We start from the raw sequence: 20,574 nt of genomic DNA, 5'->3' as shown, positions 1-20,574 counted from the left end.
GGAACCCATGACACAGCCCATACCCCCCCACGGCCAGCAGCGCCCGCCCCAGGTCTGGGACACGCGCTTCGACCAGCGGAAAACGGCCCCGCCCGGCTTCGGCCCGGCGCCCCAGGCGTTCGGCCCGCCCCCGGACACACCGGGAGGCGGCGAACCGGCCGCGCCCGGCCCCCGCCGGCGCCGCAAGGCCCTGGCCATCGGGCTCGGGCTGCTCCTGGTGGCCGGCGCCGGGACCGGCGGCTGGCTGCTGTGGGGGCGCGGGAACGATTCTGCGCCGAAGCCGAAGAAGAACACCGTCCAGACCGTCGACGCCAAGCTCGACTGGATGGCGCCGGTGCCGGACGCGGACAAGGAGAAGGCCGACCGCATCGCCAGGCCGTGGTTCGCCAAGGACGCCGTCGTGATGCCCACGAGGACCGCGGTGACGGCCTACGACACCGCGACCGGCAAACCCCGCTGGACCCTCCCGGTCCCCGGGATCGCCTGCACCAGCTCCCCGCGGTCGGACCAGGGCGTCGCGGTCGTCGTCTACGGCAAGGCCGAGTTCGAGTGCAACATGGCCATGGCCGTGGAACTGGAGAGCGGCCGTGCCCTGTGGAACAAGGAGCTGACGGACTCCAAGGGACGCAAGGACAGCCACGCGCTGGCCAACATCTCCTTCTCCGAGGGCGCCGTGACCCTCACCGAGGTGCTGGAGCCACGCATCTTCGAGACCCGCACCGGGGACCGCCGCAAGCCCTTCGACTTCGGCTGCGCGGAGCAGGGCACGGTCGTCGGCCGCGCCGAGCAGCTGACGATCGCCCAGTGCCAGATCTTCGACCGCTACTTCGTCATGAGCGTGGACCCGAAGACCGGCGTGGAGAAGTGGACCTGGAAGGTCCTGGACGGGCTCAAGGTGCAGAACATCCTGTCCGTCAACCCGCCGGTCCTCACGGTGGCCCGGGAGCACGACACCACGCCGTCGGACATGGTGGTCCTCGACGACAAGGGCCGCCTCAAGCAGCTCATCTCCGTCTCGTCCGGACCGTACGACTTCGACGACTGCAAGCCGAACGTGTACGACTCGTGCCGCAGGGCCGTGGCCGACGGGAACACCCTGTTCCTGCCGACGCGCCACGACAAGGGCCCCGGCAACGCCGTCGCCGCCATCGACCTGAACACCGGCAAGCCGCGGTGGACCTCCGAGTTCGGCGCCGACCGGACGCACCGGCCCGTCGCCATGCAGGACGGACGCCTGCTGGTCTACCAGGAGGCCACGCGGGAGGAGAGCGGAAGGCTGCTCTCGGTCGACCCGGCGAACGGGAACCCGCAGGTCCTGATGAAGCTGCCGCAGGAGTCCGCGGAACGCGAATCCAAGCTGGCCCGCTACGGAGACGTCTACTTCCGTGACGGCCGCCTCTACCTGGTCACCAACTACGGCATGACCGATCCCTCGCTGATGATGGTCTTCCACTGACCCGGCCCCACCCGCACAGCCCGCACCGAGAACCAGGAGTCCCGTCAGTGTCACAACCGCCTCAGTACGGCTATCCGCCCCAGCCGCCGTCGGGGCCCCCGGGCCCGTTGCCGCCCGCCGCACAGCCGCCCGTGCGCCCCGTCCCCCTGTCGCCCTTCTCCGCCAGCGCGAGTGCGGGCGGTGGCGGCGGTACGGGACGTCCCGCGTGGCGCAGGCCGGCGCTCATCGGCCTGGTGCTCGCCCTGCTGCTCGCAGCCGGCGGCTGGGCGCTGTGGTCGTTCACGGGTGACGATCCGTCCGGGCCGAAGAAGCCGGGCGGCACCGCCAAGGCGGCCGCCGCCGGGTCCGTCGTCTGGATGGCCGACTCCCGGACCAAGCCGGACGAGAAGGGCCTGAAGGAGGCGATGGGCACCTGGTTCACCGACTCCCTCGTCGTCAAGGCGGAACCGGACATGGTGACGGCCTACGACATCGCCACCGGCAAGAAGAAGTGGTCCTTCCTCCTCACCAAGGAGCTCTGCGCGGCCTCACGCGAGTCGGCGGGGAACATCGCCGTCGTCTCCGTCCGGTTCGGCGACGTCTGCACGCACCTGATGGCCTTCGACCTGCGCGACGGGCACCGCACCTGGGAGGAACTGCTCGTCGACGAGAAGGACGCCGGCGACTCCCTCAACCCCGCCAAGTGGGCCAAGGCACCCCCGGAGATCGCCCTGTACGACGGCCACGTCTACATGACCTGGGCCCAGGGCGAGCAGACCCGGCGCCTCTCGGACGGCAAGGTCGTCGCCGAGGCCAAGCGCGACACGTGCGAAAGGGTCGGCAGCGCGGGCGGCGCCCGGCTGATAGCCATCACCTACTGCGACGGCACCCGCAGCGTGAAGGTGCGCTCGCTGGACCCGGCCAAACTGGACAAGCCCAAGTGGGAGCAGCAGCTCTCGCGCAACGACGGCTTCTTCTCCATCATCTCCACCGACCCGCTGGTCATCTCGCAGCACCCCTCCAAGAGCGGGCCCAACGGCTACGACTTCGTCGTGCTGGACCCGGACAGCGGCAAGGAGAAGACCCGCATCACCTACCAGAGCCGCTGGCTGCTGGGCGTCTGCCAGCTCCGCGTGTCCGGCTGCACCGGAGCCATGACGGACAAGGACAGCCTCTACGTGTCGGGCAAGGGCGCGACCTTCGCCTACGACCTGGCCACCGGCAAGGAGCGCTGGGCCTTCAAGGCCGACGAGAACCGCTACACCATGCCGCTGTCCGTGAAGAACGGCCAGATCGCCCTCTACACCGTCGCCACCCCGGACCGTCGTGGCCGGATGACCTACGCCGACAAGTCGACGGGCAAGAGCATCCGGACGGTGGAGCACTCGGACGTCGACCGTGACCGCAAGAACGAGGCGATGATGAACAGGATCGAGGGCTTCCCCCGCCTGGTGAACGACCGTCTCCTGCTCATCAACGACGGCGGCTTCGAGGACGACCAGGCAGGAATGATCTTCGCGATCAGCGCCCCGGCGAAGGGGGACTGAGCCGCACGGGGGCGTGCACCGCACGCCCCCGTGCCGGACCGTTCCCCGTCAGGACTCCCCGGCTCCGGCCTCGACCTCGATGTCGAACTCTCCGTCCCGCACGCCCAGGACGAACGCGTCCCACTCGCTCTTGGTGTACCGCAGCACCGTGCCGGGATCGGCGGACGAGCGCATCCCCACGGCCCCGCCCTCCAGATAGGCGATCTCCACGCGTTCCGCCGAGGTGTCACCCGGGGCGCTCAGCCACTCCGCGCCCGAGATGTCCATGGCGTAGAGCGCTTCCTTCTCTTCTTCAGTGGCCACCCGGATGCTCCTGTTCCGATCGTCCGACAGTACGGCTGCCAAGTCCTGGGCCGACGCTAGCAATCGGGGTGAGCGCCGTGGCAGGACTTCGGCCACTGTTCCCTCCATCTGGCGGGGACGGTGGCGGCGAGTGACTACAGTGACACCAGCGCCCTCCGGGTGAGCGGCGCCCGACTTCGCATCAATTCATGGGGGAAGGCAGAGCATGGCGGACGTCCAGAAAGTCGACGACGCGCATTTCCGTGCGTTCAAGAATTCCATCGAGGAATCCAGCGCGGCGTTCTCGGCGAACCTGCGCACCTTGGTGAACGCCATCGACAACGTCGCGGGCCGGTGGGAGGGCGAGGCCGCCCTCGCCTTCAAGCAGGCGCAGCGGGAGCTGAACGCGGACCACGACGCCGTGCGGCGGCTCATCGACGAGTTCAGCCTCGCGGTGACCGAGACGCACAAGAACAGCAAGGCCAACGACGCGGACATCGCCGCCAGCATGAAGCGGGCCCACGCGGCGGCCGGTTCGACCAGCGCCATCAGCGGGCTCTGAGCCGACGGGCAGAGCGCCCGTACCGCCGGGCGGGCCGCCCGGCGACCATTGACGTCAGCACCACGGGGAGTGGGGAACATGGCAGGACACGGCGAACTCGTCGTCCACTACAGCTCGCTGCAGGCGACCGCGAGCGACATCAAGGGTGCGGCGGCGGTGATCCAGCGCGAGATCGACGCGATGAAGGCGGCCGTCGGCAAGGTCGCCGAAGGCTGGCAGGGCGAGGCGAACACCGCGATGGTGCAGGCGCAGACGCAGCTCCAGCAGCGCGCCGACCACATCAAGCAGACCCTGGAGGACGTCTCCCGGCGCATCGTCTCGGGCGGCGACCACTACCAGGCCACCGACCGCAAGTCGGCGGGGCTGTTCGGCCACTGAGGACGGCGAAGGGGGTGGGCGACCGGGTCCGGTCGCCCACCCCCTTCCGCATGCCCGGCGCCGTGTGCCGGTGCCGGTGCGTCCTACTGCTCCGGCACCCATCCCACCTGGATCAGCGGGGTGCCCCGCTTGCGCGAGACGAAGTGGCCGCGGCCCGGCGGCATCGGGCGGGGCCGGACGCCGCCCAGGACGTCGCCCTCGCCCGGGTCGCCCGACAGGACGACGCCCTGCGCGCCGAGCTCCTTCACGCGCTGCATGAAGGGCTCGAACATCGAGCGCGAGGCACCCGCCGAGCTCCGCGCGATGACGAAGCGGATGCCGACGTCGCGTGAGAAGGGCAGATTGTCCGTGAGCACCGCCAGCGGATTGCCGCCGCTCGCGGCGACCAGCTCGTAGTCGTCGACGATGACGAAGAGCTGCGGGCCCGACCACCAGCTGCGGTCGCGCAGCTGCTGCGGCGTGATGCCCGGCTGCGGGGCGCGCCGCTCCATCAGGCCGTTGAGGGCCTCGGCGTGCACCGTCAGGGACGAGGCGAGGGGGGCGTACTCCAGCAGGTGCGTGTCGGGGACGACGTCCAGCAGGGTGCGCCGGTAGTCACCGACCACGATCTTGGCCTCGTCCGGCCCGTAGCGCTCGGTGATCCGCCGGGCGATCAGGCGCAGCAGCGCCGTCTTGCCGGACTCGCTCTCGCCGAACACCAGGAAGAACGGGTCCGTCTCGAAGTCGACGAAGACCGGCTGGAGGGTCGTCTCGTCGATGCCGATGGCCACGCCCAGCTCCGGGTGCTCGCCGCCCTTCGGCAGTTCGTCGGCGCGCAGCCGGTGCGGCAGCAGCCGCACCCGCGGCGCGGCCGGTCCGCTCCAGGCGGCCCCCACCGCGGCGACCAGGGCCGCGGTCGCGTCCGTCATCGCCTCCGGGTCGTGGCCGCCGTCGATCCGCGGCTGGCCGCCCATGAAGTGCAGCTTCTCCGGGAGCTGGCCGCGCCCGGGGACGCCCGCGGGGACGTTCGCGGCGACCTTGCGGTCGAACTCGGAGTCCATCGTGTCGCCCAGCCGCAGTTCGAGGCGGCTCAGGAGCAGGTCCTTCAGGGCCGCCCGCACCTCCATGTTGCGCGCGGCCGTCACCACCACGTGGACGCCGTAGCCCAGGCCCCGGGCCGCGATGTCGGTGACGACGCCCTCCAGGAGCTCGTACTCCTGCCGGAAGCTGCCCCACCCGTCGACGACCAGGAAGACGTCACCCCAGTCCTGCTCGGCCCACCGGCCCGCGGCCCGCTGCCGCCGGTAGGTGGCGATCGAGTCGATGCCGTTCGCGCGGAAGAACTCCTCGCGGCGGCCCAGGATCCCGGCCACCTCGGCGACCGTACGGCGCACCCGCTCGGGATCGAGGCGGGAGGCGATGCCGCCGACGTGCGGCAGCCCGGCCACCGCGCTCAGACCGCCGCCACCGAAGTCGAGCCCGTAGAACTGCACCTCCGCAGGCGTGTGGGTGAGCGCGAACGACGCGATCAGCGTCCGCAGCAGCGTGGACTTGCCCGACTGCGGGCCGCCGACCACGAGCATGTGGCCCGCGGCGCCCGAGAAGTCCCGGTAGAGGACGTCCCGGCGCTGTTCGAAGGGCTTGTCGATCAGGCCCAGCGGCACCACCAGCTGGCCCGCGCGGGGGTACCCGGCGGCCGTCAGGCCGCGGCCGGCCACCTCCGACAGCGGCGGCAGCAGCTGGTCCAGGGACGGCGCCTTGTCCAGCGGCGGCAGCCACACCTGGTGGGCGGCCGGACCCTGGCCCTCCAGCCGGCGCACGACCACGTCCAGGACGGTGTCGGCGAACGTGTCGTCCTCCGCACGGTCCGTCTCCGGCGCCGCCACCGGAGCGGACGGTGCGTGCGCGACGGGCACGGGAGCCGCGGTGAAGAGCACCGGCCGCCGCTCGGCCGGCAGCGGCCCGCCGCCGGCGGCCGCGCCCCCGCCGCTGCGGTGCACGCCGGAGACGTACGCGGCCTTGAACCGCGTCATCTCGTCCGTGCCGAACTTCAGATAGCCCGAACCCGGCACCGTCGGCAGGTGGTAGGCGTCCGGGACCCCCAGCGCCGTGCGCGACTCGGCGGCCGAGAACGTGCGCAGACCGATGCGGTACGACAAGTACGTCTCCAGCCCGCGCAGCCGCCCCTCCTCCAGGCGCTGCGAGGCCAGCAGCAGATGCACGCCCAGCGAACGGCCGATGCGGCCGATCTGGATGAACATGTCGATGAAGTCGGGCTTGGCCGTCAACAGTTCGCTGAATTCGTCGATCACCAGAACGAGTGAAGCCAGCGGCTCCAGGGCGGCGCCCGCGGCCCGCGCCTTCTCGTAGTCGTGCACGTTCGCGTAATTGCCCGCCGAACGCAGCAGCTCCTGCCGGCGCTGCAGCTCACCCGTGATCGAGTCGCGCATGCGGTCGACCAGCGTCAGATCGTCCGCGAGGTTGGTGATGACGGCCGCCACGTGCGGCAGCCCCGACATGCCGGCGAAGGTCGCGCCGCCCTTGAAGTCGGCGAGGACGAAGTTCAGCGTCTCCGAGGAGTGCGTCACGGCGAGCCCCAGCACCAGCGTCCGCAACAGCTCCGACTTGCCCGAGCCCGTCGCCCCCACGCACAGGCCGTGCGGGCCCATGCCGTCCTGCGCGGCCTCCTTGAGGTCCAGCATCACGGGCGAGCCGTCCTCGCCCACGCCGATCGGCACCCGCAGCCGCTCGGCGGTGCTCCGCGGCCGCCACGTACGGGCCACGTCCACCGCGGCCGCGTCGCCGAGCCCCAGCAGCTCGGTGAAGTCCCAGTTGGCCAGCAGCGGCTCGTCCTCCTCGCCACCGCCCGTCCGCAACGGGGCGAGCTGACGGGCCAGCGCCTCGGCGGCCTCCGCGGACAGCGTGTCCGGCACGCCGTCGTACGCCGCCACCTGCGACCGCAGCCGCAGCTTCCCCGGACGCACCGTCACCGCCAGCCCGCCGCGCAGCTCGTCCAGCTCACCCGGCACGACCTCCACGACGGTGACGCCCTGCAGGCCCTCCGGCGCGGCCAAGACCGAGTCCTGCGGCACTGCCGCCCCCTCCAGCACCACCACCACGTGCGGCTGCTCGTGCAGCGGCCGCCCCTCGCGGCTGAACCGCGGCCGGCCGTCCAGACGCGGCGCCAGCAACTCCTCCAGCTCGCCCAGGTCGTCGCCGATCAGCCGCCGCGTGCCGGCCCCGTCCACCGTGCCGGCCAGCTGCACGTGCGGAAGCCACTTCGTCCACTCCCACCGGGCCGCGGCGCCGCGCCCCGCGACGACCGCGAGCACGAGGTCGTCCGGCGAGTGCAGCGTGACCAGCTGCGCCACGAGCGCCCGGGCGCTGCCGTGCACCGTATCCGGGTCACCCGAGAGCGTGACGTGGTAGAAGGCGCGCAGCGACACCGCCATCGGCAGCCCGTCCAGCGAACCGTGCACGGCCAGGAAGCGCTGCATGGCGCCCGCCGTCAGCGGCTCCAGATCGTCTATGGGCGCCGTCTCCGGCGCCACCAGCGGCGTCGCCAGCTGCTGGGCGCCGAGCCCTATGCGGGCCTGCCCGAAGTCCTCGTCACCGGCCCGCCGCTCCCAGATCCGGCTGCCCTCGGCCACCACCGACCACAACTGGTCGGGCGAGGGGTGCAGATAGAACTGCGCGTCGCGCTGCGCCCGCGCCGTGCGCCGCACGGTCCGCCGGGTCTGCGCGAGGTAGCGCAGGTAGTCCCGGCGGGCGTCGGCGACCTGGCCCTGCGAGCCCTGACGGTGCCGGACGACCATCGCGATCGTCATGCCGAGCGTCGACACCATCATCAGCACGCCCATGATCTTCATCATCGGCAGCGCGCCCGGCATGAAGAAGTAGACCATCGACGAGGCCATGCCCACCGTCGGCAACAGCTGCATCAGGATGCCCTCCTGACGGCCGCGCGGCAGTTCGGGGGGCGCTTCCAGCCGCAGTTCCGCGCTCGGCACCTCGGGCGGGAGCACCCGCGGCTGGCGCTTGACGACGACCTGGCTCACGGAACGGCTCAACCCCTCAGAGCGAAGGGCCACTTCCCTTCCGGCACCCCTGCGGTCCCGGCCTCCCCTCGCGAGACGGTGATCCTATCGGCGTACGGACGTTCGCCCCGGGTAGGGTGGCCAGCCGCGCGCCGTGCACTCGGGCCCGGCGGCCGCGGAACCGCGCCGCACACCGCAGAGCACTGCGGAAGCCGGCGGAACCGGCAGAACAACCAGATCAGGGGGCAATCCGGGTGAGTACGTCCGCCACGACCGGCTTTCGCAGGGTGACCGTCGTCGCGCCGGACAGCCGCATCGACGTCGCCCTCCCCGAGGACCTGCCCGTCGCCGACGTCAACCCGGAGATCCTCCGGCTCACCGGCGGCACGCAGGCACCGGGCACCCCCACCGGCTACCACCTCGTGCGCCGCGACGGCACCGTCCTGGACGGCGCCCGCACCCTGGCCGCCCAGCGGGTCCTCGACGGCGAGATCCTCTCCCTGCGCCCCTTCGCCGAGTCCCTGCCGCCCGCCGTCCACGACGACGTCTCCGACGCCGTCGCCTCGGCCGTCAGCGGCGACCGCGCCCTGTGGGACGCCCGGCTGCTGCGCGCCACCGGCCTCTTCGCCGGCGCCCTACTGCTCGTCCTGACCGGCTTCCTGCTCTGGTTCGCCGACCCCGCCCGCCACGACATGCACGGCGTGCCCGGCATCGTCGCCGGCGTCGTCGCCCTCGTCCTGACGGCCTTCGCCGGCGTACGGGCCCGCGTCTACGACGACCGGGCCTCGGCCGTCGCCCTGGGCCTGGCCGCGGTGCCGCACCTGCTGATCGCCGGCTCCGGGGTGCTCGGCCCCGCCGCGGGCGAGGGCGCGGGACGGCTGCAGCTCCTGCTCGGCTGCGCCACCGTCCTGATCGCCTCCGTCGTGCTCACCGCCCTCATGCGGGGCGGCGACGCCCCCTTCGTCGCGACGGTCGTGGCCTCCGCCACCGGCGTCCTGGCCACCTTCGGCGCGGTCCTCACCGGAGCCGACCCGGCCGACGCCGCCGCGGTCTGCGCGGTCGTCGCCACCGGCGCCCTCGCCTTCCTGCCCGGCCTCTCGGCCCGCGTCGCCCGCCTGCCCGTCGGCTACGCCGCCCCGCACGCCGCCCCCGCCGACGACGACCTCGACACGCCCCGCGGCCACGTCACCGCCGAGCCCGTCGACACCGAGCGCATCGCCGCCCAGGCACGCCGCGGCCATGAACTGCTGCTCGGCCTCGTGGGCGGCTGCGCGGCCGTCGTCACCGGTGCGGCCGCCGTCCTCGCCTTCTCCGCCGACCCCTGGGCCCAGGCCCTCGCCCTGGCCACCGGGCTCGCCATGCCGCTGCGCGCCCGCCTCTTCCGCTACACCGCGCAGGTCGCCGCCGTCCTCGGCGCCGGTCTGGCCGCCCTCGCCCTGCTCGTCCTGGGCCTGGCCCTGCACGCGCCCGCCGCATCCGGCGTGCGCACCGTCTGGCTGACCGCGGCCGTCGCCGGCGTCGCCGCCCTGTTCACCTGCGTGGCGCTGATCGTCCCCCGCAAGGGCCTGTCACCCTTCTGGGCGAGGGCGGCGGACGTAACGGAGAGTGCCGTCCTCCTCGCGCTCGTGCCCCTGTGTCTCGCGGTGCTCGACCTCTACACCACCGCCCGGGGCCTGACCAGCAGCTGACCGGCCACCCGGGGCCGAGCCCGGCCCCGGGGCTGGTACTGTGTGCGGTGGCCGTTTGTGTACGCGCCTCCGGACCCCCTCGGGGCCTCTGGGGGCAGCGCCCAGCGGACCCCGCCTCCCGAGTCACGGAAGCTCCCCTGAGACAGAGACCAGGGGCACTCGGCGGCCAAAACGAGATCCAAGAGGAGTACCGCGTGTCGCTCGACGCCGCTACGAAGAAGCAGATCATGGCCGAGTTCGCCACCAAGGAGGGCGACACCGGTTCCCCCGAGGTCCAGGTCGCGCTGCTCACCCGCCGCATCTCGGACCTGACCGAGCACCTCAAGCAGCACAAGCACGACCACCACTCCCGCCGTGGTCTGCTGCTCCTGGTCGGTCAGCGCCGCCGCCTGCTGCAGTACCTGGCCAAGAAGGACATCACGCGCTTCCGCGCCCTGGTCGAGCGCCTCGGCATCCGCCGCGGTGCCGCGGGCGCCAAGTAAGACGCCATGAAGGGAGCGGTTCCCACCGAGGGGGCCGCTCCCTTCGCGTATGCCTGGGCCGCGCCCCCCTTCGCGCCGCCCACGGGAAGCGACGGGAAGCAGAAGCTTTGTAGTCTGGTCCCACAACGGCATACCGAAAGAAACACCTGACGAGGAGGGACGCCGGCGCTCCGCCGGTCCTCGGTAGTGGCCCCCGGAACAGGGAATTCCGGGTGCTTCGATCGAAGACCGGCTCCCGCAGGCGCACGCGGCGCCCTCCACCCACCGTCCCCGCCACACGGGCGCGGGACGCACAAGAGGAGATAACCCTGGTGGAGAACGAGACCCACTACGCCGAGGCCGTCATCGACAACGGCGCCTTCGGCACCCGCACCATCCGCTTCGAGACGGGCCGCCTGGCCAAGCAGGCCGCCGGTTCCGCCGTGGCGTACCTGGACGACGACACCATGGTGCTGTCGGCCACCACCGCGTCCAAGAAGCCCAAGGACCAGCTCGACTTCTTCCCCCTGACGGTGGACGTCGAGGAGCGGATGTACGCAGCCGGCAAGATCCCCGGCTCCTTCTTCCGCCGTGAGGGCCGGCCCTCCGAGGACGCGGTCCTCACCTGCCGCCTGATCGACCGCCCGCTGCGCCCCTCCTTCAAGAAGGGCCTGCGCAACGAGATCCAGATCGTCGAGACGGTCATGGCGCTCAACCCCGACCACCTCTACGACGTGGTCGCCATCAACGCCGCCTCCTGCTCCACGCAGCTGGCGGGCCTGCCCTTCTCCGGTCCGATCGGCGCCACCCGCGTCGCTCTGATCAAGGGCCAGTGGGTGGCGTTCCCGACCCACACCGAGCTCGAGGACGCCATCTTCGACATGGTCGTGGCCGGCCGCGTCCTGGAGGACGGCGACGTCGCGATCATGATGGTCGAGGCCGAGGCCACCGAGAAGACCATCCAGCTGGTCAAGGACGGCGCCGACGCCCCCACCGAGGAGGTCGTCGCCGCCGGTCTCGAGGCCGCCAAGCCCTTCATCAAGGTGCTGTGCCGCGCCCAGTCCGAGCTCGCCGCCAAGGCCGCCAAGCCCGAGGGCGAGTTCCCGGTCTTCCTGGACTACCAGGACGACGTCCTGGAGGCCCTGACCGCCGCCGTCCGCACCGAGCTCGCCCAGGCGCTGACCATCGCCGGCAAGCAGGAGCGCGAGACCGAGATCGACCGCGTCAAGGAGATCGCCGCCGAGAAGCTGCTCCCGCAGTTCGAGGGCCGCGAGAAGGAGATCTCCGCCGCGTACCGGTCGCTGACCAAGTCCCTGGTCCGTGAGCGCGTCATCAAGGAGCGCAAGCGCATCGACGGCCGTGGCGTCACGGACATCCGTACGCTCGCCGCCGAGGTCGAGGCCATCCCGCGCGTGCACGGCTCGGCGCTGTTCGAGCGCGGCGAGACCCAGATCCTGGGTGTCACCACGCTGAACATGCTCCGTATGGAGCAGCAGCTCGACACGCTGTCGCCGGTGACGCGCAAGCGTTACATGCACAACTACAACTTCCCGCCCTACTCCGTCGGCGAGACCGGCCGCGTCGGTTCGCCGAAGCGCCGCGAGATCGGCCACGGCGCCCTGGCCGAGCGCGCCATCGTGCCGGTGCTGCCGTCGCGCGAGGAGTTCCCCTACGCGATCCGCCAGGTGTCCGAGGCCCTCGGCTCCAACGGCTCGACGTCCATGGGCTCGGTCTGCGCCTCGACCATGTCGCTGCTGAACGCCGGTGTGCCGCTGAAGGCCCCCGTCGCCGGCATCGCCATGGGCCTGATCTCCCAGGAGATCGACGGCAAGACCCACTACGTCGCCCTCACCGACATCCTCGGTGCGGAGGACGCCTTCGGCGACATGGACTTCAAGGTCGCCGGCACCAAGGAGTTCGTGACCGCCCTCCAGCTCGACACCAAGCTGGACGGCATCCCGGCCTCCGTCCTGGCCGCCGCCCTCAAGCAGGCCCGCGACGCCCGCCTCCACATCCTCGACGTGATGATGGAAGCGATCGACACGCCGGACGAGATGTCCCCGAACGCCCCGCGGATCATCACCGTCAAGATCCCCGTGGACAAGATCGGTGAGGTCATCGGCCCCAAGGGCAAGATGATCAACCAGATCCAGGAGGACACCGGCGCCGAGATCACGATCGAGGACGACGGCACCATCTACATCGGTGCCGCCGACGGTCCGGCCGCCGAGGCCGCCCGCGCCACGATCAACGGCATCGCCAACCCGACCATGCCGGAGGTCGGCGAGCGCTACCTGGGCACGGTCGTCAAGACCACCACCTTCGGTGCGTTCGTCTCCCTGCTCCCGGGCAAGGACGGTCTGCTGCACATCTCGCAGATCCGCAAGCTGGCCGGCGGCAAGCGCGTGGAGAACGTCGAGGACGTGCTCGGCGTGGGCGCCAAGGTCCAGGTCGAGATCGCCGAGATCGACCAGCGCGGCAAGCTCTCCCTGATCCCCGTGATCGAGGGCGAGGACGGCGACGAGGCTGCTAAGGACGAGTCCGCCAAGTGACGTCCCGTAGTGCACGGGAGACGGCCCGCACCTCTTCGGAGGGGCGGGCCGTCGCCCGTACCCAAACGCTTCTCAAGGGCGAGAACGGCATCGGTACGGTCCGCCGGACCACCCTCCCGGGCGGCCTGCGCATCGTCACCGAGACCCTGCCGTCGGTGCGCTCCGCGACCTTCGGCATCTGGGCCAACGTCGGTTCCCGCGACGAGACCCCGACGCTCAACGGCGCCACGCACTACCTGGAGCACCTGCTCTTCAAGGGCACGGCCAGGCGCAGCGCGCTCGACATCTCCGCCGCGCTCGACGCGGTCGGCGGCGAGATGAACGCGTTCACGGCCAAGGAGTACACCTGCTACTACGCACGGGTGCTCGACACGGACCTGCCGCTGGCCATCGACGTCGTCTGCGACATGCTGACCGGCTCGCTGATCGACGCGGCGGACGTCGACGCCGAGCGCGGGGTGATCCTCGAAGAGATCGCCATGACGGAGGACGACCCCGGCGACTGCGTGCACGACCTGTTCGCGCACACCATGCTGGGTGACACCCCCCTCGGGCGCCCGGTGCTCGGCACCGTGGACACGATCAACGCGCTCACCCGCGACCAGATCGCCCGCTTCTACAAGAAGCACTACGACCCCACGCACCTGGTCGTGGCCGCCGCGGGCAACGTCGACCACGCCAAGGTCGTCCGCCAGGTCCGCGCCGCCTTCGAGAAGGCGGGCGCCCTGGGCCGTCCGGACGCGGTGCCCGTCGCCCCGCGCTCCGGCACCAAGACGATCCGCACCGCGGGCCGCGTGGAGGTGCTGGGCCGCAAGACCGAGCAGGCGCACGTCGTCCTCGGCATGCCGGGCCTCGCCCGCACCGACGAGCGCCGCTGGGCGCTCGGCGTGCTCAACACCGCCCTCGGCGGCGGCATGAGCTCCCGCCTCTTCCAGGAGGTCCGGGAGAAGCGCGGCCTCGCGTACTCCGTCTACTCCTACACCTCGGGCTTCGCCGACTGTGGCCTCTTCGGCGTCTACGCCGGCTGCCGCCCGAACCAGGTCCACGACGTGCTGCGGATCTGCCGCGACGAACTGGACCGCGTCGCGACCGAGGGCCTGTCGGACGAGGAGATCGGCCGCGCCATCGGCCAGCTCTCCGGCTCCACCGTCCTCGGCCTGGAGGACACGGGCGCGCTGATGAACCGCATCGGCAAGAGCGAGCTGTGCTGGGGCGACCAGATGTCGGTGAGCGACATGCTGGCCCGCATCGCGACCGTCACCCCGGACGAGATCCGCGAGGTGGCCCGCGATGTACTGGGGCAGCGTCCTTCGCTGTCCGTCATCGGCCCGCTGAAGGACAAGCAGGCCGCGCGCCTGCACGAGGCCGTTTCTTAATCGCTGAGTCGATGGTTGAACAGGAAGCAGGGACGATGAGCAAGCTGCGCGTCGCCGTCATCGGTGCCAAGGGCCGGATCGGCTCCGAGGCCGTACGGGCCGTGGAGGCCGCCGAGGACATGGAGCTGGTGGCCGCGCTGGGCCGGGGTGACGGCCTGGAGGCCCTGACCGAGGCCGGTGCCCAGGTCGCGGTCGAGCTGACCCACCCCGACTCGGTCATGGACAACCTGGACTTCTGCGTCCGCAACGGCATCCACGCCGTCGTCGGCACCACCGGCTGGACCGAGGACCGCCTGCAGCAGCTGACGTCCTGGCTGGCGGCCTCGCCGTCCACGGGCGTGCTCATCGCCCCGAACTTCTCCATCGGCGCGGTCCTCACCATGGCCTTCGCCCAGCAGGCGGCCCGTTTCTTCGAGTCCGTCGAGGTCGTCGAGCTGCACCACCCGAACAAGGCGGACGCCCCCTCCGGCACCGCCACCCGCACCGCGCAGCTCATCGCGGCGGCGCGGCGCGAGGCGGGCTGCGCCCCGCAGCCGGACGCCACGTCCACGGCCCTGGAGGGCGCGCGCGGCGCGGACGTCGACGGGGTGCCCGTCCACTCCGTCCGGCTGCGCGGTCTCCTCGCCCACCAGGAGGTGCTGCTCGGCGACACCGGCGAGACGCTCACCATCCGGCACGACTCGCTGCACCACAGCTGCTTCATGCCGGGCATCCTGCTCGGCGCGCGGCGCGTGGTGAGCACGCCGGGGCTGACGTTCGGCCTGGAACACTTCCTGGACCTGGGCTGATCGGCGTGCGTGCGAAAGTCGTCTACTTCGCCCTGGCCGCCGTCCTGGTCGTCTACTTCGTCCTGGTCGGCAGCCGCGGCGTGATGCTCATCGAGCAGGGCACGGTCATCACCGTCCCGTTCGGGCTGGCGGTGCTGGTGCTGCCGTTCATCGGGGCCTGGTTCCTGTACCGGACCACCAAGTTCGCGCGGGACGCCGACCGGCTGGCGCGCGAGCTGGAGGCCGAGGGCGGGCTGCCGGTCGACGAGCTGGTGCGGACCCCCGGGGGCCGCATCGACCGCGACTCCGCGGACGCCGTCTTCGCCAAGCGGCGGGAGGAGACCGAGGAGGCGCCGGACGACTGGCGCTCGTGGTTCCGCCTGGCCGTCGCCTACCACGACGCCCGTGACACCCCGCGGGCCCGCAAGGCGATGCAGCACGCGATCGCACTGCACGACGGAAAGGTCAGCCCCTCCGGCGCATGACGCGCGAGGGCCGGGATCCGGGCTTCACACAAGCGCGCGCCGGGGACCCGGTCCCCGGCGCGCGTCGCTCCCTGCGCTCAGCCCTTGAAGTCCGCCACCTCGTCCTCGACGGCGAGGCCCGCCTCGGCGAAGGCCCGCGGGCGCCCGAGGAAGTCGGCCCCCTGGTCGCTCACCAGTGCCGGCAGCGCCTTGCCCTGCGTGCGCTCCACGACCAGCACCTGGCCCTGGACCGTGCGGGGCAGACCGAGCAGCCGGACGGGCTGCTGCACGGTGCGCACGCCGGCCACATCGGCCCACGGCAGCGTGGTGCCCGACAGCAGGCTCAGCTGGCGCAGTCCCTTGGGGCCCACCCAGATGCCGGTCCGCACGAGCCGGACGGCGATCGTGATCAGGAGCGCGGCGACGGCGGCGCAGACGCCCGCCCCGGACAGCGAACCGGCGAGGGCGATGATCACGCCGGAGAAGAGGACGCAGGCGGCCAGCAGAAGCACCACCGCCGTGCCACCCACCCGCAGCGGACCGGGGTGGTACGGGCGCCGCCAGCGCTGGCGGCTCTCGTACATGTCCTCCGGCGCCTCGCGGGGCGGTGACACGGCGGTTCCGGTCGCGACGTCGGTTGCGGCGCCGTCGCGGTCGGCTGTCAGGAAGGGCAGGGGCACGACGGGTTCCTCACTCGTACGCACGCTCGAAGTGCTGTGCCGGGTGAGGGTACCCGCTGGTCAGCGGCTGCTGATCAGCGGCCCGCGTTGGCTTCGGACTGCTGGGTGTGCGGCTTGTGCTGCGGACCGGTTTCCAGGGACGGGATGCCGAACAGCAGCGCACCGATGAGCCCCGCCGCGACCGTCAGCCCCACCAGGGTCCGCCCGGCTATCTCCGAACGGCTGGCACGATCTCGGGGCGGCGGCGTGACGTTGCTGCGGTAGCGCTCGGCCTCGGCGACGAAGGCGAACGGCACGGGCTCTCGCCGGCGGAACATGAAGGGCTCTCCTAGGAACCTCGAAGACTCTGCTGTCATACAGAAAGACGCTCGAACTCGTTCATAGGTGCCCGTTTTTCGTAACTTCTGTGAAAAATCTCAACTGGTGTCCCTGGCCTCGCTGTGGCAGGGGGCCGGGCCCGCCGGCGGCCGGGTGTCAGTGGCGGCCCTTAGGCTTGGCAGCGGCACAGCACATGCACGAGGGAAGGACCCCGCCGGTGACCGACACCCCCACCGAGGACGCCAAGCCGACGTTTCGCAGCGATGTGACCGTCGAGCTGGTCAAGCACAGCGCCGCCGACACCGACGTGCTGTGGGCGGCCCGCGTCTCCACGGCCGGCGAGCAGTCCCTCGAAGAGATCAGCAAGGACCCCGAGCGGTCCAAGGGCCTGATCAACTACCTGATGCGCGACCGCCACGGCAGCCCCTTCGAGCACAACTCGATGACCTTCTTCATCAGCGCGCCGATCTTCGTCTTCCGCGAGTTCATGCGCCACCGCGTGGGCTGGTCCTACAACGAGGAGTCCGGCCGCTACCGCGAGCTGGAGCCCGTCTTCTACGTTCCGGGTCGGTCCCGCAAGCTGGTCCAGGAGGGCCGCCCGGGCAAGTACGTCTTCGTCGAGGGCACCGAGGCCCAGCACGAGCTGACCGGCCGGGTCATGGAGGACAGCTACCGCCGGGCGTACGAGGCGTACCAGGAGATGCTGGCCGAGGGCGTGGCCCGCGAGGTCGCCCGCTCGGTCCTGCCGGTGGGCCTGTTCTCCTCGATGTACGCCACGTGCAACGCCCGCTCGCTGATGCACTTCCTCGGCCTGCGCACGCAGCACGAGCTGGCGGCGGTCCCCTCCTTCCCGCAGCGCGAGATCGAGATGGTGGGCGAGAAGATGGAGGCGGAGTGGGCCAAGCTCATGCCGCTCACCTACGCCGCGTTCAACAAGAACGGCCGCGTCGCGCCGTAACGCACGGTGGTGCCGACGTCGCCCGGACCATCCGAGCCAGGTGTCCGTATTGCGGCGTTTCATCACCTTCATCTAGGCTGAAAAAACGGACCCGGCACTGCTTGAACCCCCGAGCAGGCAGTGCCGGGATCCACTTCGCACTCCCCGAGGGGGCACCTCACGGTGAGCAACGAGTAGCGTGGCCCCCATGGCTCCGACCTCCACACCGCACACGCCCTTCGGACGGGTCCTGACCGCGATGGTCACTCCCTTCACGGCCGAGGGCGCTCTCGATCTCGACGGCGCACAGCGCCTTGCCGCCCACCTCGTGGACGCGGGCAACGACGGCCTCGTCGTCAACGGCACCACCGGTGAGTCGCCCACCACCAGCGATGCGGAGAAAGCCCAGCTCGTACGGGCCGTGGTCGAGGCGGTCGGAGACCGCGCCCACGTCGTTGCCGGAGCCGGCACCAACGACACCCGTCACAGCATCGAGCTCGCCCGCGCCGCCGAGCAGGCGGGCGCCCACGGCCTCCTCGTCGTGACCCCGTACTACAACAAGCCCCCGCAGGAGGGCCTCCGCCGGCACTTCACCGCCGTCGCGGACGCCACGGAGCTCCCCGTGATGCTCTACGACATCCCGGGCCGCAGCGGAGTGCAGATCGAGACCGAGACCATGGTCCGGCTCGCCGAGCACCCCCGCATCGTCGCCAACAAGGACGCCAAGGGCGACCTCGCCGCCGCGAGCTGGGCCATGGCCCGTTCGGGCCTCGCCTGGTACTCCGGCGACGACATGCTGAACCTGCCGCTGCTGTCCGTCGGCGCCACGGGCTTCGTCTCCGTCGTCGGCCACGTCGTCGCCCCGGAGCTGCGCGCCCTGCTGGAGGCCCACCGGTCCGGCGACGCCGTCAAGGCCGCCGAGATCCACCGCCGGCTGCTGCCCGTCTACACCGGCATGTTCCGCACCCAGGGCGTCATGACCACCAAGGCCGCCCTCGCGCTGCAGGGCCTGCCCGCCGGACCGCTGCGGCTCCCGCTCGTCGAGCTCACCGAGGAGCAGGCCGAGCAGCTGAAGCGCGATCTCGCCGCGGGCGGGGTACAGCTGTAGCACCAGACTTCACAACTGAATACCAACTGAATACAGCCGAAATCGCATCTGCACGAATGTCATGCGCGCCATGCGTCCCCACGTCCTGAGCCCTGTCCAGGAAGGGCAAGTGGCGCGTGTGGTGAGGAGAGTCTTTTGAGCCACCCGCACCCTGAACTCGGCCCGCCGCCGAAGCTGCCCGAGGGCGGCCTGCGCATCACCCCGCTCGGCGGCCTGGGCGAGATCGGCCGCAACATGACGGTCTTCGAATACGGCGGCCGTCTGCTGATCGTCGACTGCGGAGTGCTCTTCCCCGAGGAGGAGCAACCCGGAGTCGACCTGATCCTGCCCGACTTCACGTCCATCCGGGACCGTCTGGACGACATCGACGGCATCGTCCTCACCCACGGTCACGAGGACCACATCGGTGGCGTCCCCTACCTGCTCCGCGAGAAGCCGGACATCCCGCTGATCGGCTCCAAGCTGACCCTGGCCCTCATCGAGGCCAAGCTCCAGGAGCACCGCATCCGCCCCTACACCCTTGAGGTCGTCGAGGGGCACCGCGAGCGCATCGGCCCGTTCGAGTGCGAGTTCGTCGCGGTCAACCACTCCATCCCGGACGCCCTGGCCGTCGCCATCCGCACCCCCGCCGGCATGGCCGTGCACACCGGTGACTTCAAGATGGACCAGCTCCCGCTGGACCGCCGCCTCACCGACCTCCCCGCCTTCGCCAAGCTCGGCGAGGAGGGCATCGACCTGCTGCTCGTGGACTCCACGAACGCCGAGGTCCCCGGCTTCGTCCCGCCGGAGCGCGACATCTCCGGCGTCCTGCGCCAGGTCTTCGCGGGCGCCCAGAAGCGCATCATCGTGGCCAGCTTCGCCAGCCACGTCCACCGCATCCAGCAGATCCTGGACGCCGCACACGAGTACGGCCGGCGCGTCGCCTTCGTCGGCCGCTCGATGGTCCGCAACATGGGCATCGCCCGTGACCTGGGCTACCTGCGCATCCCCGCCGGTCTCGTCGTGGACGTCAAGACCCTCGACGACCTGCCGGACGACGAGGTCGTGCTCGTCTGCACCGGCTCGCAGGGCGAGCCGATGGCGGCGCTGTCGCGCATGGCCAACCGCGACCACCAGATCCGCATCGTCCAGGGCGACACCGTGATCCTGGCGTCGTCGCTCATCCCCGGCAACGAGAACGCGGTCTACCGCGTGATCAACGGCCTGACCCGCTGGGGCGCCAACGTCGTCCACAAGGGCAACGCCCGCGTCCACGTCTCGGGCCACGCCTCGGCCGGCGAGCTGCTGTACTTCTACAACATCTGCAAGCCGAAGAACCTGATGCCGGTGCACGGCGAATGGCGCCACCTGCGGGCCAACGCCGAGCTCGGTGCCCTGACGGGCATCCCCAAGGACCACATCGTCATCGCCGAGGACGGCGTCGTGGTGGACCTCGTGGACGGCAAGGCGCGGATCGTCGGCAAGGTCCAGGCCGGCTATGTGTACGTCGACGGCCTCTCGGTCGGCGATGTCACCGAGGCTTCGCTCAAGGACCGCCGCATCCTCGGCGACGAAGGCATCATCTCCGTCTTCGTGGTCGTCGACAGCACGACCGGCAAGGTCGTCAGCGGCCCGCAGATCCAGGCACGCGGCTCGGGCATCGACGACGCGGCGTTCAACGCCGTCGTCCCGAAGATCGAGGAAGCCATCGCCAAGGCCGCCGCCGACGGCGTCGCCGAACCCCACCAGCTGCAGCAGCTGGTGCGCCGCTCGGTCGGCAAGTGGGTGTCCGACAGCTACCGCCGCCGCCCGATGATCATGCCGATCGTCGTCGAGGTCTGACGAAGCCTCAGCAGGTTGGACGGCCGCCCCTGCGCCGATTTGCATCTGGGTGCGGCCGTCCAGTACGTTTACGTCTCCACCGCAGCGGGAACGCCCCACACTTCGTGTGCAGGGGGAGGTTCCGGCAAGGCGGCGGAAATCCGACTCAGATAAATCTGATAAAGTCGGAACCCCGCTCCAAC

The 20,574-nt window shown here is 71.2% G+C and carries 17 protein-coding genes; 13 read left to right on the top strand and 4 right to left on the bottom strand.

Annotation, left to right across the window (positions count from 1 at the left end):
• The first annotated feature begins 7 nt into the window (after positions 1–7).
• Both LE181_RS27470 and LE181_RS27465 read left to right on the top strand, forming a co-directional pair.
• Entirely contained in the window at positions 8–1,456 is a 1,449-nt protein-coding gene (locus tag LE181_RS27470) for an outer membrane protein assembly factor BamB family protein (protein ID WP_225664200.1), read from the top strand.
• 47 nt (positions 1,457–1,503) lie between these two features.
• Positions 1,504–2,982, top strand: a complete 1,479-nt coding sequence (locus LE181_RS27465) for an outer membrane protein assembly factor BamB family protein (protein WP_225664199.1) — start codon at positions 1,504–1,506, stop codon at positions 2,980–2,982.
• A 48-nt stretch (positions 2,983–3,030) separates the two neighbouring features.
• Here LE181_RS27465 and LE181_RS27460 read toward each other — a convergent pair whose 3' ends face one another.
• Entirely contained in the window at positions 3,031–3,249 is a 219-nt protein-coding gene (locus LE181_RS27460; RefSeq protein ID WP_263869487.1) for a DUF397 domain-containing protein, read from the bottom strand.
• A gap of 241 nt (positions 3,250–3,490) precedes the next feature.
• Here LE181_RS27460 and LE181_RS27455 point away from each other — a divergent pair, with 241 nt between their 5' ends.
• Together LE181_RS27455 and LE181_RS27450 are read left to right on the top strand one after the other, a co-directional pair.
• Entirely contained in the window at positions 3,491–3,826 is a 336-nt protein-coding gene (locus LE181_RS27455) for a WXG100 family type VII secretion target (protein ID WP_225664198.1), read from the top strand.
• Between the two features lie 78 nt (positions 3,827–3,904).
• A complete protein-coding gene (locus LE181_RS27450; RefSeq protein WP_225664197.1) occupies positions 3,905–4,204 on the top strand; it encodes a WXG100 family type VII secretion target in 300 nt (99 codons plus the stop codon).
• Positions 4,205–4,287: 83 nt separating this feature from the next.
• Here LE181_RS27450 and eccCa read toward each other — a convergent pair whose 3' ends face one another.
• A complete protein-coding gene (gene eccCa, locus LE181_RS27445; protein WP_225664196.1) occupies positions 4,288–8,241 on the bottom strand; it encodes a type VII secretion protein EccCa in 3,954 nt (1,317 codons plus the stop codon).
• A 233-nt stretch (positions 8,242–8,474) separates the two neighbouring features.
• Between eccCa and eccD the strand changes: the two genes are divergently transcribed.
• The 6 genes from eccD (at position 8,475) to LE181_RS27415 (ending at position 15,549) form a co-directional block, all read left to right on the top strand.
• Positions 8,475–9,908, top strand: a complete 1,434-nt coding sequence (gene eccD, locus LE181_RS27440; protein WP_225664195.1) for a type VII secretion integral membrane protein EccD — start codon at positions 8,475–8,477, stop codon at positions 9,906–9,908.
• Between the two features lie 194 nt (positions 9,909–10,102).
• Complete coding sequence (gene rpsO, locus LE181_RS27435; protein ID WP_225664194.1) at positions 10,103–10,390, top strand: 30S ribosomal protein S15; 288 nt, start codon at positions 10,103–10,105, stop codon at positions 10,388–10,390.
• 311 nt (positions 10,391–10,701) lie between these two features.
• Entirely contained in the window at positions 10,702–12,921 is a 2,220-nt protein-coding gene (locus LE181_RS27430; protein ID WP_225664193.1) for a polyribonucleotide nucleotidyltransferase, read from the top strand.
• Entirely contained in the window at positions 12,918–14,297 is a 1,380-nt protein-coding gene (locus LE181_RS27425; protein WP_225664192.1) for a M16 family metallopeptidase, read from the top strand. The genes LE181_RS27430 and LE181_RS27425 overlap by 4 nt, the downstream gene beginning before the upstream one ends.
• 35 nt (positions 14,298–14,332) lie before the next feature.
• Positions 14,333–15,085: a 4-hydroxy-tetrahydrodipicolinate reductase gene (gene dapB, locus LE181_RS27420; RefSeq protein WP_225664191.1), complete on the top strand. Its 753-nt coding sequence runs from the start codon at positions 14,333–14,335 to the stop codon at positions 15,083–15,085.
• Between the two features lie 5 nt (positions 15,086–15,090).
• A complete protein-coding gene (locus tag LE181_RS27415; protein ID WP_225664190.1) occupies positions 15,091–15,549 on the top strand; it encodes a hypothetical protein in 459 nt (152 codons plus the stop codon).
• A gap of 77 nt (positions 15,550–15,626) precedes the next feature.
• Here the strand turns inward: LE181_RS27415 and LE181_RS27410 are convergent, their stop codons facing one another.
• Both LE181_RS27410 and LE181_RS27405 read right to left on the bottom strand, forming a co-directional pair.
• Positions 15,627–16,208 carry an SCO5741 family PH domain-containing membrane protein gene (locus LE181_RS27410; protein WP_225664189.1) on the bottom strand — a complete coding sequence of 194 codons (582 nt, stop codon included), beginning with the start codon at positions 16,206–16,208 and terminating at the stop codon, positions 15,627–15,629.
• 74 nt (positions 16,209–16,282) lie between these two features.
• Positions 16,283–16,525: a hypothetical protein gene (locus LE181_RS27405; RefSeq protein ID WP_190112947.1), complete on the bottom strand. Its 243-nt coding sequence runs from the start codon at positions 16,523–16,525 to the stop codon at positions 16,283–16,285.
• Between the two features lie 218 nt (positions 16,526–16,743).
• Between LE181_RS27405 and thyX the strand changes: the two genes are divergently transcribed.
• From thyX to LE181_RS27390, 3 genes are all read left to right on the top strand, one after another.
• The gene (thyX, locus tag LE181_RS27400; protein WP_225664188.1) at positions 16,744–17,484 is read left to right on the top strand and encodes an FAD-dependent thymidylate synthase; all 741 of its coding nucleotides are present in this window, start codon (positions 16,744–16,746) and stop codon (positions 17,482–17,484) included.
• A 187-nt stretch (positions 17,485–17,671) separates the two neighbouring features.
• Positions 17,672–18,571 (top strand): 4-hydroxy-tetrahydrodipicolinate synthase, encoded by a 900-nt coding sequence (gene dapA, locus LE181_RS27395; RefSeq protein WP_225664187.1) that lies wholly within the window; start codon positions 17,672–17,674, stop codon positions 18,569–18,571.
• Between the two features lie 135 nt (positions 18,572–18,706).
• Positions 18,707–20,392 carry a ribonuclease J gene (locus tag LE181_RS27390; RefSeq protein ID WP_225664186.1) on the top strand — a complete coding sequence of 562 codons (1,686 nt, stop codon included), beginning with the start codon at positions 18,707–18,709 and terminating at the stop codon, positions 20,390–20,392.
• Positions 20,393–20,574: the final 182 nt, after the last annotated feature.

Origin of the sequence: Streptomyces sichuanensis, assembly GCF_020328095.1 — a bacterium.
GTDB lineage: Bacteria > Actinomycetota > Actinomycetes > Streptomycetales > Streptomycetaceae > Streptomyces > Streptomyces cinnamoneus.
Note: the sequence above shows the minus strand (reverse complement) of the source record. Positions and strands in the feature narration are given on the sequence as shown.

Excerpts from the sequence above, each read along its gene's own strand:
- LE181_RS27470 (WP_225664200.1), top strand. The coding sequence starts at position 8 with ATGACACAGCCCATACCCCCCCACGGCCAGCAGCGCCCGCCCCAGGTC.
- LE181_RS27460 (WP_263869487.1), bottom strand. The coding sequence starts at position 3,249 with ATGGACATCTCGGGCGCGGAGTGGCTGAGCGCCCCGGGTGACACCTCG.
- LE181_RS27455 (WP_225664198.1), top strand. The coding sequence starts at position 3,491 with ATGGCGGACGTCCAGAAAGTCGACGACGCGCATTTCCGTGCGTTCAAG.
- LE181_RS27450 (WP_225664197.1), top strand. The coding sequence starts at position 3,905 with ATGGCAGGACACGGCGAACTCGTCGTCCACTACAGCTCGCTGCAGGCG.
- dapB (WP_225664191.1), top strand. The coding sequence starts at position 14,333 with ATGAGCAAGCTGCGCGTCGCCGTCATCGGTGCCAAGGGCCGGATCGGC.
- LE181_RS27405 (WP_190112947.1), bottom strand. The coding sequence starts at position 16,525 with ATGTTCCGCCGGCGAGAGCCCGTGCCGTTCGCCTTCGTCGCCGAGGCC.
- dapA (WP_225664187.1), top strand. The coding sequence starts at position 17,672 with ATGGCTCCGACCTCCACACCGCACACGCCCTTCGGACGGGTCCTGACC.